The sequence below is a fragment of the Colwellia sp. PAMC 21821 genome, assembly GCF_002077175.1.
Taxonomy (GTDB): domain Bacteria; phylum Pseudomonadota; class Gammaproteobacteria; order Enterobacterales; family Alteromonadaceae; genus Cognaticolwellia.
In genome coordinates this window covers 1813162-1827450 of the sequence record NZ_CP014943.1, presented here as the reverse complement: position 1 = coordinate 1827450, position 14289 = coordinate 1813162, and the positions used below count along the sequence as shown (strand labels likewise).

The following is a 14289-nucleotide window of genomic DNA, read 5'->3' as shown; positions in this document are numbered from 1 at the left end:
ACAGCGCGTTTCGCACTAACATTATTAACCTTGGAGAATACTTGTTAATTACAATAAATTTATGCGTTTCATGTAAGTGAATGGTTTATGAATAAAATGTTATTAAAAAGTTAAACAAACACATGGCGACTGAAAAGAAATTAACCGGCGCGAGCTTATTATTTAACGTGCTAGAACAGCATGGAGTTGAACATGTGTTTGGCTATCCAGGTGGTGCCATCATGCCTATCTACGATGCACTTTACGACAGTGATGTAGAACACTTTTTGTGTCGTCATGAACAAGGCGCTGCATTTTCTGCCGTTGGTTATGCAAGAGCTTCAGGTAAGGTTGGTGTTTGTTTAGCTACATCAGGACCGGGCGCTACGAATTTGATCACTGGCCTTGCTGATGCCTTGGCTGATTCAATTCCAGTTGTTGCTATTACTGGTCAAGTCGCTACGGCGGCTATGGGTTCAGATGCATTCCAAGAAATTGATATTTTTGGTTTATCATTAGCGTGTACTAAGCACTCTTTTCAAGTAACCGATATTAATGATTTAGCCGACGTATTACACCAAGCCTTTGCCATTGCATTAGAAGGTAGACAAGGACCTGTACTGGTTGATATTCCAAAAGATATTCAAATTGCAGCCGTTAATGGTTGTGTTGATGATTTAGTGAATTTACAAAATAAAGTTAAGCTACCGCCAGCGAATGTGGGTAGTGCGATTGCGCTATTAAACCAAGCTAAGAAGCCCGTTTTATATGTTGGTGGTGGTGTTGGTATGGCCAATGCTATTGATGAATTACGCGATTTTGCCAAGGTAACAGGCTTACCATGCGTTTCAACCTTAAAAGGGCTAGGCGCCATTGACCCAGAAGACAAATACTATATGGGTATGTTGGGCATGCATGGTACCAAAGCATCCAATATAGCCGTGCAAGAATGTGATTTATTAATCGCCGTAGGTGCGCGTTTTGATGACCGTGTTACCGGTAAGTTAAATGAATTTGCCCCCAATGCTAAAGTAATTCATTTTGATATTGATACCGCAGAAATTAACAAACGCAGAATCGCCGATGCATCAATATTAGGGGACTTAAAGGTCAACTTACCTGCGTTAGCCATTCCGCTATCTATCGAACCTTGGAGAAAGGTTTGTCTGCAGATGAATGAAGATTTTGCTTGGGACTATAACCACCCAGGTGAGACCATTTTTGCTCCAGCAGTGTTAAAAGAAATTAGCGACAAAATGCCAAAAAATAGTTGTGTAACTACTGATGTTGGTCAACATCAAATGTGGGCTGCACAACACATGGTTTTTGATGATCCAAGTAACTTTTTGACCAGTGCTGGTATGGGCACAATGGGCTTTGGTATACCGGCAGCCGTTGGTGCTCAAGTGAGTCGGCCAACAGATTGTATTATTGCTGTTTCAGGTGATGGCTCTTTTATGATGAACGTACAAGAGCTATCAACCATTAAGCGCTTTCAATTACCGGTTAAAATAGTGCTAATTGATAACGCCAAACTAGGTATGGTACGTCAATGGCAAGACCTATTTTTCAATGGCCGATTAAGTGAAACAGATTTAGCGGATAATCCTGATTTTATTATGTTAGCCAATGCATTTGATATTAAAGCGAAAATGATCACTAAAAAGTCAGAAGTGAGCGCTGCCATTGAAGAAATGCTCGAGCATGACGGACCTTATTTGTTACAAGTTAAAATTGACGCACAAGACAACGTATGGCCACTTGTGCCACCGAATACCGCTAACGATAAAATGATGGAGAGTACCTAAATGAATAATTATCAACTAACGATAACAGCGGATGATAAGCAGGTGGTGCTTGAAAGAATTTTACAAGTGACTCGCTATCGTGGCTTTTTAATCAGTGGCATGAATGCCAAAGTAAATACCGGTACGAATCTAGGCATTATTGAATTAATGGTTAGAAGTGAACGTCCGATTGAACTTTTGGTCGATCAAATTAATAAACTGATCGACATCAAAGAGGTCAAGGTAGACAATAGCGTATCGCAGCAGCGCATTGCGTAATGCTGGATTGAAACCAACGACGAAAATTAATAATACTTAATCAGTTAAGTTGTTTTTAAAGCTGACTGATTAATACGAAATAAAATTTAGGAAAAGAAAATGGCAAAAGTTAACGCAGAACTAATTTGGTTTAATGGTGAACTCATGCCGTGGCAAAATGCTACGGTTCACGTAATGAGTCATGCTCTACATTACGGCTCGTCAGTATTTGAAGGTATTCGTGCTTATAATACCCATAAAGGTACGTGTATTTTCCGTTTAGAAGAGCACATTAAGCGCTTATTCGATTCAGCAAAAATATACCGTATGAACATTCCTTTTACCGAAGAGCAAATTGTTCAGGCGTGTAAAGATGCGGTAGCAAAGAATAATTTAAAATCAGCCTATTTACGTCCGTTAGTATTTTTAGGTGATATTGGCATGGGCCTTCGTCCACCAATCGACGCAGTTGCAGACGTTATGATTGCGGCGTTTAGCTGGGAAGCCTATTTAGGTGCTGATGCTATTGAAAATGGTGTAGAAGTGGGAGTTTCAAGTTGGAATCGCCTTGCTCCTAACACTATGCCAACGGCAGCGAAGGCTGGTGGTAACTACTTGTCTTCACAGTTAATTTCGACAGAAGCTGCTCGTCATGGCTATGCAGAAGGTGTTGCGTTAGACATTAATAACATGGTAAGTGAAGGCGCAGGCCAAAACTTATTTTTAATCAAAAAAGGTGTGCTTTATACACCACCGGGTACGGCTTCAATCTTACAAGGCTTAACACGTGATACGGTGTTTTTCCTTGCTAAGCAATTAGGCTACGAAGTGCGTGAAGAATCTATTTCTCGTGAATCGTTATACCTTGCAGATGAATTTTTCATGTGTGGCACCGCAACTGAAGTGGTACCGGTGAAATCAGTTGACGGCATTGCTGTTGGTGATGGCTCTCGTGGACCTATTACTAAAGCACTTCAAGACGCCTTCTTTGGTATGTTTGATGGCACTACTGAAGTACCTGAAGGCTGGTTAGACGAAGTTTAATCGTACGGCTTTATGGCTAGTTCACTCAATTTCTTTGCTAGGTAACGCACCTTTATCGATAAGTTGCACACTTTCAGCCTTGAAATTGAGCCGAACTAGCTGTAGCTCTTGCCAATTAGCAAGCAGTAATTACCACGACTTAAATGTTATTTTATAAGTTCACTGGTCAGTGAACTTATAAAATAAATTTTAATACTTCTCACGCTAACTGAAAGCGAAATACATAAATATATAGGGACTAAGGTCATGCCAAAATTAAGATCAGCAACTTCTACTCAAGGCCGTAATATGGCTGGCGCTCGAGCACTGTGGCGTGCAACGGGTATGACAGATGGTGATTTCGGCAAACCTATTATTGCTGTCGTTAACTCATTTACCCAATTTGTACCGGGTCATGTGCATTTAAAAGATATGGGACAATTGGTCGCTGGCGCTATTGAAGAAGCTGGTGGTGTCGCGAAAGAATTTAATACTATTGCGGTAGATGATGGTATCGCTATGGGTCATAGCGGCATGCTTTATAGCTTACCGTCACGTGATTTAATTGCTGACTCGGTTGAATACATGGTGAATGCCCATTGTGCAGATGCCATGGTGTGTATTTCAAACTGTGACAAAATTACCCCAGGCATGTTAATGGCGGCTATGCGCTTAAACATACCGGTAATTTTTGTTTCTGGTGGCCCGATGGAAGCCGGTAAAACTAAGCTGTCAGACCAAATTATTAAACTTGATTTAGTTGACGCCATGATCCAAGGCGCTGACCCTAAAGTGTCTGACGAACAAAGTGACCAAGTTGAGCGTTCAGCCTGTCCAACGTGTGGTTCATGTTCTGGTATGTTTACCGCGAACTCAATGAACTGTTTAGCCGAAGCGTTAGGTTTAGCATTACCGGGTAACGGTTCTATGCTAGCGACACATGCCGATCGTGAACAGTTATTCTTAAGTGCTGGTAAAGAAATTGTTAAGCTAACCAAGCGTTATTATCAAGACAATGACGAGTCAGCCTTACCGCGTAATATTGCCAGTAAAGATGCGCTACACAATGCCATGTGTTTAGATATTGCCATGGGCGGTTCAACAAATACCATCTTACATTTACTAGCAACAGCACAAGAAGCGGAAATTGATTACACCATGGAAGACATGGATAAGTTATCACGCATTGTGCCGCAATTATGTAAAGTTGCTCCTTCAACGCCAGAATATCACATGGAAGATGTGCATCGCGCTGGCGGTGTAATTGCCATTTTAGGTGAACTATCACGCGCTAATTTATTAAAAACTGATGTGCCGAATGTTTTAGGTACAACACTCGCTGATGTTATCGCTAAATATGATATTAAAGTCACTGACGACGAAGCCGTTAAAAAGTTTTACCGTGCAGGACCTGCAGGTATTCGTACCACTAAAGCGTTTAGTCAAGATTGCCGTTGGGACACCTTAGATGACGACCGCGAGAATGGTTGTATTCGTAGCATTGAAAACGCTTTTTCGTTAGAAGGTGGTTTAGCGGTTCTTGCCGGTAATATTGCGGTTGACGGTTGTGTGGTTAAAACTGCAGGGGTTAGTGACGATAACCTAGTCTTTACTGGTCCTGCACACGTATTTGAAAGCCAAGACGCTGCTGTAGCGGGTATTTTAGATAAAAAAGTAGTGGCAGGCGAAGTGGTTGTTATTCGTTATGAAGGCCCTAAAGGTGGCCCAGGCATGCAAGAAATGTTGTATCCAACCACTTATTTAAAATCAATGGGCTTAGGTAAAGCTTGTGCGTTGTTAACCGATGGTCGTTTCTCGGGTGGTACTTCAGGTTTATCTATCGGCCATGTTTCTCCGGAAGCAGGTAGTGGCGGCACTATTGCATTAGTAGAGCAGGGCGACATTATTCATATTGATATTCCTAACCGCTCTATAGAGTTACAGGTAAGTGAAGAAGAGCTAACCCAACGTCGCGATGCCATGAACGCTAAAGGTAAAGACGCTTGGAAACCCGTTGGTCGTGTTCGTCCAATCAGCTACGCCTTGAAAAACTACGCCATGTTAGCCACCAGTGCCGATAAAGGTGCTGTACGTAATCGTGAATTACTAGACGGCAATTACAATGGTGATAGCAATGACTGATGCTGAACAAACAGCATTAATGCAAGCGCAGGCTATTCAAACGCAAGGTTTAGACTATTTGCGTAGAATTCTACTGGCGCCAGTTTATGATGTTGCGGTTGAAACGGCATTAACACCATTAACTAAGTTGTCATCACGTTTAGGGAATCAAATATTTCTGAAGCGTGAAGATCAACAGCCAGTACATTCGTTTAAATTGCGTGGCGCTTACAACAAATTAATCAACTTGTCTGAGCAGCAATGCTTGCATGGCGTTATTGCCGCTTCTGCGGGTAATCACGCGCAAGGCTTAGCCTTAGCAGCGCACAAGTTGGGCATTAAAGCGACTATTGTTATGCCCATTACGACACCTGATATTAAGGTGGATAACGTTAGACGTTATGGCGCAGAAGTGCGTTTAGTTGGCAAGAGCTTTAACGAGGCGCAACAAGCCTCAATGGAATATGCACAAGCAGAAAATAAAACCGTGATCCATCCGTTTGATGATAGCGATGTTATTGCAGGCCAAGGTACCGTAGCTAAAGAGCTGTTACAGCAACACCCAAACACCGATGTAGTGTTTATTCCCGTGGGCGGTGGCGGTTTGTTGGCAGGTATGGCGGTTTACCTAAAACAATTACAACCTAATATTAAAGTGATTGGTGTCGAAGCAGAAGATTCAGCTTGTTTAAAAGCGGCTTTAGCGGCTGGTGAACCCGTCGATTTATCGCAAGTTGGCTTATTTGCCGACGGCGTTGCGGTTAAGCGTATCGGTGAGCATACGTTTAATTTGATTAAGCATTACTGTGATGACGTGATCACAGTCTCTACCGATGAAATTTGTGCCTCAATAAAAGATATTTTTGAGCAAACGCGGGTTATTTCTGAACCGGCGGGCGCGTTATCTTTAGCGGGGTTGCAAAAATATTGCCAAACCAGTCAAGGTGATGAGTCGCTAGTGGCGATACTTTCTGGCGCTAATATGAACTTTCATACTTTGCGCTACATTTCTGAGCGCTGTGAATTAGGCGAGCAGAAAGAAGCGATATTTGCGGTTAAAATACCGGAAGAAAAAGGCAGCTTTAGAAATTTTTGTAAGGCGCTTTCAGGACGAGTGATCACTGAATTCAATTATCGCTATGCTGACAAGCCTGATGCTTCAAACCAAGCACAAAATGCCAATATTTTTGTTGGCGTGCGTCTGGGAGGTGAAGTTAATGACAGAGAGAAATTAACCGAAAGCTTGCAGCAACAAGGTTATGATTTAGCTGATTTTACAGAAAATGAATTAGCCAAATTACATGTTAGATACATGATTGGCGGTAAAAATGAATTGTCGGCAAAAGAACGGATTTTTCGTTTTCAATTTCCTGAATACCCAGGCGCACTAGAGAAGTTTTTAGATACGCTTGGTGAGCATTATAATATTACCTTGTTTCATTATCGAAACCATGGTGCCGCATTTGGCCAAGTGTTAGCCGGCTTTGAAGTGAAAAAAGCGCTGGAAATTAACTTCTTTTCCCACTTAAAAGCACTAGATTATGAGTGGCAGGAAGAAACAGATAACAAGGCTTATCAAACCTTTCTTACTTAATTATCTGTAATTTATAATTTTTTGTTACATAAAGCAGCTTTAATCTCGGATTAAACCTGCTTTTTTTATATGAAATAATCTATATTGCTAAAGATAAAAAATAATAAAAAAAGGGACGTTAAATGTCAGATGCTTATGCTGATACAGCAGAACCAAACTCGGTACCGAAACCTAGCTTAGAAAACTTTGCACCGATTACAATCGCCGAGCGTATTGATGCAATGGATATACTTCGCGGCTTAGCACTTATTGGTATTCTTTTGATGAATATTGAGTGGTTTAATCGCGCTATGACAAGCTTAGGTAGTCAAGATGTCAGTTTAACCGGTTTAGATCATGCCGTTGGTTGGCTGATTCGATGTTTTGTCGAAGGTAAATTTTATAAGCTATTCGCTTTGTTGTTTGGCATGGGCTTTGCGGTGATGCTGATCAGGGCGAAAGAGGCCGAACGGCCTTTTGGTGTTTGGTTTACACGCCGCATGTTGGCTTTAACCGCCTTGGGTTTATTGCACATGGTGTTTTTATGGAGTGGCGATATTCTGCATGATTATGGTATTGCAGGCCTGTTACTTTTAGGCTGGTTAACACTGCTTCAAAAGCCGCGCTTCAAAAAATATGATAATCCTAAATCATTTTTCAAACTTTCCGTAGTTTGGTTATCTCTCCCTCTTGTGATATCGGTATTGGCCGGTATAGGGTTTGGACTCATTAACGATACGGACGATTTAACGACTCAGTGGCAAGATGAAATTCTAGTAGCAGAACGTGTTGAGGCAATAAAGTTAGCAAATGAAACATTATCACAACAAAAGAGTGAAGCCTTAGCTGAGGCAACAGCAACTGAATTACTGGTTGAAGAATCAGTAATGTCTGCAATAAAAGTTGTACAAGCGGATGATGTCAGTGCAGTGATGGCAGAAGAAAACGCTGAGTCAATGGAAATGGATAATGATGGCTTAGTGATAGAATCAGGCGAGCTGACTGCTGAAGGATTAATCGAACAGCAGGCGCAAGCGATTGTCGATCAGCAAGCTGAAATGCAACATGAAGTAGATAAAGAAATTACGGCTTTGACAGCAAGTAGTTATTGGCAGGCTACTGAGTTTCGCTTGGACTTTGCTTTATTTATGCTGATGTTTACGCTGCCTTTTTCTTTTACTATGTTGCTGCCGATATTTATTTTAGGCTATTGGTTAGTCTCCAGTGGTATTATGAAAAATTATCAGCAGCACGCTGCGTCTTTTAAAGTTATGGCCTATGTTGGCGTTGGGCTAGGTGCAGTACTGGAAACCGGAGGGCTTTTAGTGGCGCAACATCCGGTTGCGAATCAAGTAATGTTATTACAAGGGGTTGGCCAAATGTTATTCTTTATTGGCCAGTTTGTGATGACCGTGGGCTATTTTGGCTTGATCATGCGTTTGCTCACTCACGAAAAGTGGCAAAGACGTTTAGCGATATTTACCCCATTGGGGAGAATGGCATTAAGCAATTACATTATGCATTCAGTCATTTTAACGACCCTATTTTATGGCTATGCAGGTGGCTATTTTGGTGAGATCTCTCGCGCGCCACAAATGTTGATAGTGTTCGCTATTATTATCTTCCAGTTGTTATTTTCACGTTGGTGGTTAAATAACTATGCTTTTGGTCCATTGGAATGGCTATGGCGTTGCTTGTCTTATAAAAAACTACAAACTATGCGTATTAGATGAGATAACTAAAGTTTAAGGCCTTTTATTTAAGGCCTTAAGCAATGGAGTTATGGTGCGGTTAGCTTGGCTTCTAATGCGGCAACTTTCGCTTCAAGATCAGTTAACTTAGCGCGTGTTTTGATTAGCACCTGCGTTTGTACATCAAACTCTTCACGCGTAACAACGTCAAGTTGAGATAGTTTACGCTGCAAAACCACTTTAGTTTTATCTTCCATCTCGTTAGCAAAATCTTTTAATCCCGCAGGAATTGAATCAGTGACTTGTTTGGCTATTTCTTCTATTTTTTTTGCGTTTATCATCTGCCGCTTCTTAATTGGTAAACTATAGCGTTATTGTAACCAATATCAGTAATATTGATAATAATATCTCTAGTAAAGCTTGTAAAAATTACCTCCCCTAGGTGAAAGTTGATGTTGTCTTGCTATAAAAACAGGTAAAATCTCCCCCCGATTATTTTATCCATCAATTGAGTTACAACACCGCAATGAAATTAAACCCAGGTCAGAATGAAGCAAAAAAATATGTTGAAGGTCCATGCTTAGTATTAGCGGGAGCGGGCAGTGGAAAAACTGGGGTTATTTGTCAGAAAATTGCGTACTTAATTCAAAATTGTGGGTATAAAGCGAAGAATATCGCTGCGGTAACCTTTACCAATAAAGCGGCACGTGAAATGAAAGAGCGTGTAGTTAAAATGATGGATAAGTCGCAAACAAGGGGGTTAACGGTATGTACGTTTCACTCTTTGGGTTTAGACATTATTCGCCGAGAATTAAAAACTTTAGGCTATAAACCCGGCTTTACCCTATTTGATGACCAAGACAGCTTAGCGTTATTGAAAGAGCTCACCCAAGAGCAGCTTGATGGTGATAAAGACTTAATCAGCAAGCTGCAAATGATGATTTCAAATTGGAAGAATGAATTGTTACTGCCCGATGCCGCCATTAAACAAGCCAGTGATGCAGATGCCCTGCAATATGCTGAGTTTTATGCCATGTATCAAAAGCATATGAAGGCCTACAACGCGCTAGATTTCGATGACTTAATTTTAATTCCAACGCTATTAATGCGCAATTATCCAGAAGTGCGTACGCGCTGGCAGCAAAAAATCAAGTATATGCTGGTTGATGAATACCAAGACACAAATGCTAGCCAATATGAATTAGTGAAGCAAATAACCGGCGAGCAAGGTTTATTAACGGTTGTGGGTGACGATGACCAATCAATATACTCATGGCGTGGTGCTAAACCGCAAAATTTAGTGTTATTAGGTGAAGACTACCCTAATCTTAAGTTGATTAAACTTGAGCAAAACTATCGCTCTAGCGGGCGTATTCTAAAGTGTGCCAATACCTTAATTGCCAATAACCCGCATGTTTATGATAAAGCGTTGTTCAGCGAGCTTAATTACGGTGTTGAATTACGTGTATTGCAAACTAAGAATGAAGATCATGAGGTAGAGCGAGTGGTCGGTGAATTAATTGGACATCGCTTTTTAAACAAAAGTAAATTCAAAGATTACGCAATTTTGTATCGTGGTAATCATCAATCACGTTTGCTTGAAAAAGCGTTAATGACCAACAGAATACCTTATAAAATTAATGGCGGTACCTCGTTTTTCTCGCGCGCTGAAATAAAAGATATGATGGCGTTTTTACGCGTGTTGGTGAACCCTGATGATGACAACGCTTTTTTGCGTATTGTGAACGTACCACGACGAGAAATTGGTCCAACAACGCTAGAAAAATTGGGCAGTTATGCCAATATGCGACAAATTAGTATGTTTGCAGCCAGTTTCGAGTTAGGGCTAGAGCAACACTTAACGGGTCGCGGATTGATCAGTGTGCAACGGTTTACACGTTGGTTGGTAGAGACAGCTGATCATGCCGAGCGCGGTGAAACATCAGCTGTATTACGCTCAATGGTGCGCGAAATAAACTACGAAGATTGGCTGTACGACACTTCACCGAGCGCAAAGGCGGCAGAAATGCGTATGAAGAACGTCACACAATTGTTTAGTTGGGTCACACAGATGCTCGAAGGTGAAGACGATGAAGAGCCAATGACTTTGGCGCAAGTGGTTACACGACTTACCTTACGCGACATGATGGAGCGAAATGAAGATGAAGAAGATACTGATCAAGTACAATTAATGACACTGCATGCCTCTAAAGGTCTCGAGTTTCCTTATGTATTTTTAATTGGCATGGAAGAAGGTTTATTGCCGCATCAAACCAGTATGGATGAGGGGAATGTAGAGGAAGAGCGCCGTTTAGCTTATGTAGGTATTACCCGTGCACAACGAGAGTTAATCTTTACTTATGCAAGAGAGCGCAGACAGTTTGGTGAAGTGTCTCGCACTGAAGCGAGTCGATTTTTACATGAGCTACCACAAGATGATTTAAGCTGGGAACTGACACAAACCAAACAGAGCATAGAGAAAAAGCAAGAAACAGCCAAGATGGGAGTCGCAAATTTACGTGAGATGCTAAAGCATAAGAAATAATATAAACTGCCATTAGCGTCATATTATCTATTTGAATTTCAAGCTAGATTTTTCTATATTTACCTTGTGAGTTATATCAATAGGTATTAATCAATCTTAGGAAAGGTCCGCTTATTAGGAAGATTCGATGACAAAACGATCAACAACAGAAAAAATGTTACTGATACTCAGTGCGTTTGCGGTTATTACCATTTCACCATTTGTGTATTTACGTTGGATTGATGGTGACATGGTCATGGCGGCTATTGATGCCTCACTTGTGATTGTGACGACTGCTTTTTTTCTTTTTGTTTATCGTACTAGGAGAGTTGATACCGCCAAAGCTTGGCTTTCTAGTTTCTTTGCTGTCGCTATTGTGACTATTGTTGCTATTCGCGGCGAGTCACATTTATTTTGGTTGTACCCTTGTATGATCGCTTTTTACTATATCTTACCTGCTCGGCCGGCCGGCATAATATGCTTCATTGCTATTTTGCTCATTGCCATCATATTATTTCCCGTTTCTAGGGTTTTAGAATTCTTAACTATTACGTTTACACTGTTTTTAACGGCTCTATTTTCTTATGTTATTTTTAATAATTATAATAAAACAAATGAAAAATTAGCACTGCTAGCCAGCATTGACCCGTTAACCTCGTCAGGTAACCGTCGAGCTTTAGATAGACAACTTGAAAAAATTCTAGCGGATCAAAAAAGAGAACCCTCGAAAGTATCGTTACTGTTATTAGATTTAGATCATTTTAAGAAAATTAATGATAACTATGGTCATGCTAATGGCGATATTGTGCTGGTGGAGTTAGTCGACTTAATTAAACAACATACGAGATCTCTAGATGATATCTATCGTTATGGTGGTGAAGAATTTATTATTCTACCGTTGAAAGTCGACTTGTCTGAAGCTAAACAGATAGCTGAAAAATTACGGATTATTATCGAAAAATCTACTTTTGCTGAAAATATCTCTGCAACTGCTTCTATCGGCGTTGCTCAATATCGCGCTGGCGAGACGGCAGAAGCTTGGATTAGCCGAGCAGACGCTGCGCTATATGTCGCAAAAGATAGTGGCCGAAATCGTGTGGTTGCAGAGACCGAAGTGACCAAGGAAGCGATTGCAGCTAAGTCAGTTGAAGAGCATGGAAGCTAGGTCTGTGAAAACCTAGCCCTACGGTAATTATTTTATTCTTTGATTGCTAAAATAGCTTGTCGGTTTTGTAAATGTAAACCATTAAAAAATTTCAGTAATGTGTCATCGTTACATGTGCGGAAGTGCTTATGCTCAGGTTTGCGGAAAAAAGCACTCAGCTCATGCTTACTCAAGGTTAACTCAGCAGAGTCGAGTAAAGCGATAATATCTTCAGCTTTTAACGCTAAAGCAATTTTTACTTTATTAAAAACAATATTGTTATTTACTGACTGATCCAACTGCGCTTGCGCACCCTCTTTTGCTCCACGATACTCTATTATTAGACCATCAAGAAAGCTCGCTAAATGGTTATCAGCGATACGCGTAAAAGATGGCTCACCGTTTTTACGGAAAAAATTGCTAATTTCTGCTTCGGTTTTCGGACACTCAGCATGTTGAAAAATAGCTGATATTTTTTCGTTGCTTAGGGTAAATATATAACGAATATGATGTAAAACTTCGTTGTTAGTCATGTTTTTTCCTGTTTAATTAATCTATTTTAGCACTTAGGCTTATCGCTAAGTATTAAGTATTGGCGCTATAGATAGCAAGTTGCTAACTATTTAAGTAAAGCTAATGGTCAAACAAATGGCGAGTGTGGCTATAACGACCAGTTTTGTCATTTGCTTGCTGTGTTGTTGCTGCTGTAGCTGAATTTGCTTCAGTGACATTAATTGCTGACGCTGAGCTTCGCGATTAGTTTTTAAGTAATCGTAGACCAAATCAGGAATTTCTGGCAGTTTTTCATTCCAAAAAGGTAAGTTCTCTTTGACCTTTTTATAAACGGCTTTAATACCCATTTGTTCTTTTACCCAGTTTTCTAAAAATGGTTTGGCTGTTTGCCAAAGATCTAAAGCAGGGTAGAGCTGACGGCCCAAACCTTCAATATAGAGCAGTGTTTTTTGAAGTAACACAAGCTGAGGTTGTACTTCCATATTAAAGCGGCGAGCGGTATTAAAAAGATTAACTAAAACCTGACCAAACGATATTTCAGATAAGGGTTTATTAAATATTGGCTCGCAAACTGTGCGAATAGCAAATTCAAATTCGTCAACACTGGTCTCACTGGGTACCCAGCCTGAATCAACATGTAATTGTGCTACTTTACGATAGTCACGGTTAAAAAATGCGACAAAATTCTCTGCTAAATAACGCTTATCTTCGCGATTTAAGGTACCGACTATGCCGTAATCAATCGCAATCCAAGTAGGATCTTGTGGCTTTGTAGCATCGACAAAAACATTACCTGGATGCATGTCAGCATGAAAAAAGCTGTCACGGAATACTTGTGTGAAAAACACTTCAACACCGCGCTCAGCAAGCAGTTTCATGTCAATATTTTTTGCTTGTAAAGTCTCGACTTCACCGACACCAATACCGTAAATTCGCTCCATTACCATGACGTTTTTAGAACTGTACTCACTATATATTTCAGGGACGTAAAGCACTTTGTCACTGGCTCGTCCTTGGCTGAAATTGCGTTTTAATTGAATGGCATTTCCCGCTTCGCGATTTAAATCTAACTCTTCTATAATGGTTTTTTTATATTCTGCTACGACTTCAACGGGGCGTAAACGCTTCCCATCGGGAAACCAACGGGCAACAATTTTGGCAAACAGTGACATGACGTTGATGTCAGCTAAAATAGTTTCTTCGATATTAGGTCGTAGCACCTTCAGCACCACTTCTTGCTCACCATCTTTTTGTAGTAGGGTCGCCGTGTGTACTTGGGCAATAGAAGCCGATGCTAACGGGGTTAAGTCGAAATCTTTAAACTGTTCAGCAAATATTTCCGCGCCAATCGCCGTTATGATTATCTTCTGAGCAGCCTCGCCAGAAAATGCCGGCACTTTATCTTGTAATAGCGTCAGTTCTCGCGCGAAGTCGTCGGGTAATAAATCTCGGCGGGTTGATAGCATTTGACCAAACTTAACAAATACGGGACCTAGTGACTCGATAGCGAGTCGAACACGCTGAGCCTTGGTTTTATCTTTGTGTTTGTTTCTAAGCCAAAACAATGAGCCGCGTGCAACTTTTATGTACCACGGCAGGTACTTTTTCGGCACAAGCTCATCTAGCCCATACTGAAGAAATGTTTTTACTATTTTGTATAAACGCTTACTACTCAC

General features: G+C 40.8%; 11 protein-coding genes. 8 read left to right on the top strand and 3 right to left on the bottom strand.

Going from position 1 to position 14289, the window contains the following annotated elements:
• Positions 1–122: 122 nt before the first annotated feature.
• From ilvG to A3Q33_RS20815, 6 genes are all read left to right on the top strand, one after another.
• Positions 123–1787: an acetolactate synthase 2 catalytic subunit gene (gene ilvG, locus A3Q33_RS07710; protein WP_081179442.1), complete on the top strand. Its 1665-nt coding sequence runs from the start codon at positions 123–125 to the stop codon at positions 1785–1787.
• Positions 1788–2045, top strand: coding sequence for an acetolactate synthase 2 small subunit (gene ilvM / locus A3Q33_RS07705; RefSeq protein ID WP_081179441.1), 258 nt, complete (start codon positions 1788–1790; stop codon positions 2043–2045). It begins immediately after the preceding gene.
• Between the two features lie 99 nt (positions 2046–2144).
• The gene (locus A3Q33_RS07700; protein ID WP_081179440.1) at positions 2145–3068 is read left to right on the top strand and encodes a branched-chain amino acid transaminase; all 924 of its coding nucleotides are present in this window, start codon (positions 2145–2147) and stop codon (positions 3066–3068) included.
• 246 nt (positions 3069–3314) lie between these two features.
• The gene (gene ilvD, locus A3Q33_RS07695; RefSeq protein WP_081179439.1) at positions 3315–5189 is read left to right on the top strand and encodes a dihydroxy-acid dehydratase; all 1875 of its coding nucleotides are present in this window, start codon (positions 3315–3317) and stop codon (positions 5187–5189) included.
• A 19-nt stretch (positions 5190–5208) separates the two neighbouring features.
• The gene (gene ilvA / locus A3Q33_RS07690) at positions 5209–6762 is read left to right on the top strand and encodes a threonine ammonia-lyase, biosynthetic (RefSeq protein ID WP_231295847.1); all 1554 of its coding nucleotides are present in this window, start codon (positions 5209–5211) and stop codon (positions 6760–6762) included.
• Between the two features lie 122 nt (positions 6763–6884).
• The gene (locus tag A3Q33_RS20815) at positions 6885–8474 is read left to right on the top strand and encodes a DUF418 domain-containing protein (protein ID WP_231295804.1); all 1590 of its coding nucleotides are present in this window, start codon (positions 6885–6887) and stop codon (positions 8472–8474) included.
• Between the two features lie 47 nt (positions 8475–8521).
• Here the strand turns inward: A3Q33_RS20815 and ubiK are convergent, their stop codons facing one another.
• Positions 8522–8773 (bottom strand): ubiquinone biosynthesis accessory factor UbiK, encoded by a 252-nt coding sequence (gene ubiK, locus A3Q33_RS07680; protein WP_081179437.1) that lies wholly within the window; start codon positions 8771–8773, stop codon positions 8522–8524.
• A 185-nt stretch (positions 8774–8958) separates the two neighbouring features.
• On the opposite strand from ubiK, the gene rep reads away from it, so the two are divergent.
• Both rep and A3Q33_RS07670 read left to right on the top strand, forming a co-directional pair.
• Entirely contained in the window at positions 8959–10977 is a 2019-nt protein-coding gene (gene rep / locus A3Q33_RS07675) for a DNA helicase Rep (protein WP_081179436.1), read from the top strand.
• Between the two features lie 127 nt (positions 10978–11104).
• Positions 11105–12121, top strand: coding sequence for a GGDEF domain-containing protein (locus A3Q33_RS07670; protein ID WP_081179435.1), 1017 nt, complete (start codon positions 11105–11107; stop codon positions 12119–12121).
• Positions 12122–12153: 32 nt separating this feature from the next.
• Here the strand turns inward: A3Q33_RS07670 and A3Q33_RS07665 are convergent, their stop codons facing one another.
• Positions 12154–12633: a YehS family protein gene (locus A3Q33_RS07665; protein WP_081179434.1), complete on the bottom strand. Its 480-nt coding sequence runs from the start codon at positions 12631–12633 to the stop codon at positions 12154–12156.
• Positions 12634–12723: 90 nt separating this feature from the next.
• Positions 12724–14289 (bottom strand): ubiquinone biosynthesis regulatory protein kinase UbiB, encoded by a 1566-nt coding sequence (ubiB, locus tag A3Q33_RS07660; protein WP_081179433.1) that lies wholly within the window; start codon positions 14287–14289, stop codon positions 12724–12726.

Bases quoted from the DNA above. Each gene is read 5' to 3' on its own strand.
- ilvG (WP_081179442.1), top strand. From the start codon at position 123: ATGGCGACTGAAAAGAAATTAACCGGCGCGAGCTTATTATTTAACGTG.
- ilvM (WP_081179441.1), top strand. From the start codon at position 1,788: ATGAATAATTATCAACTAACGATAACAGCGGATGATAAGCAGGTGGTG.
- A3Q33_RS07700 (WP_081179440.1), top strand. From the start codon at position 2,145: ATGGCAAAAGTTAACGCAGAACTAATTTGGTTTAATGGTGAACTCATG.
- ilvD (WP_081179439.1), top strand. From the start codon at position 3,315: ATGCCAAAATTAAGATCAGCAACTTCTACTCAAGGCCGTAATATGGCT.
- ilvA (WP_231295847.1), top strand. From the start codon at position 5,209: ATGCAAGCGCAGGCTATTCAAACGCAAGGTTTAGACTATTTGCGTAGA.
- A3Q33_RS20815 (WP_231295804.1), top strand. From the start codon at position 6,885: ATGTCAGATGCTTATGCTGATACAGCAGAACCAAACTCGGTACCGAAA.
- ubiK (WP_081179437.1), bottom strand. From the start codon at position 8,773: ATGATAAACGCAAAAAAAATAGAAGAAATAGCCAAACAAGTCACTGAT.
- rep (WP_081179436.1), top strand. From the start codon at position 8,959: ATGAAATTAAACCCAGGTCAGAATGAAGCAAAAAAATATGTTGAAGGT.
- A3Q33_RS07670 (WP_081179435.1), top strand. From the start codon at position 11,105: ATGACAAAACGATCAACAACAGAAAAAATGTTACTGATACTCAGTGCG.
- A3Q33_RS07665 (WP_081179434.1), bottom strand. From the start codon at position 12,633: ATGACTAACAACGAAGTTTTACATCATATTCGTTATATATTTACCCTA.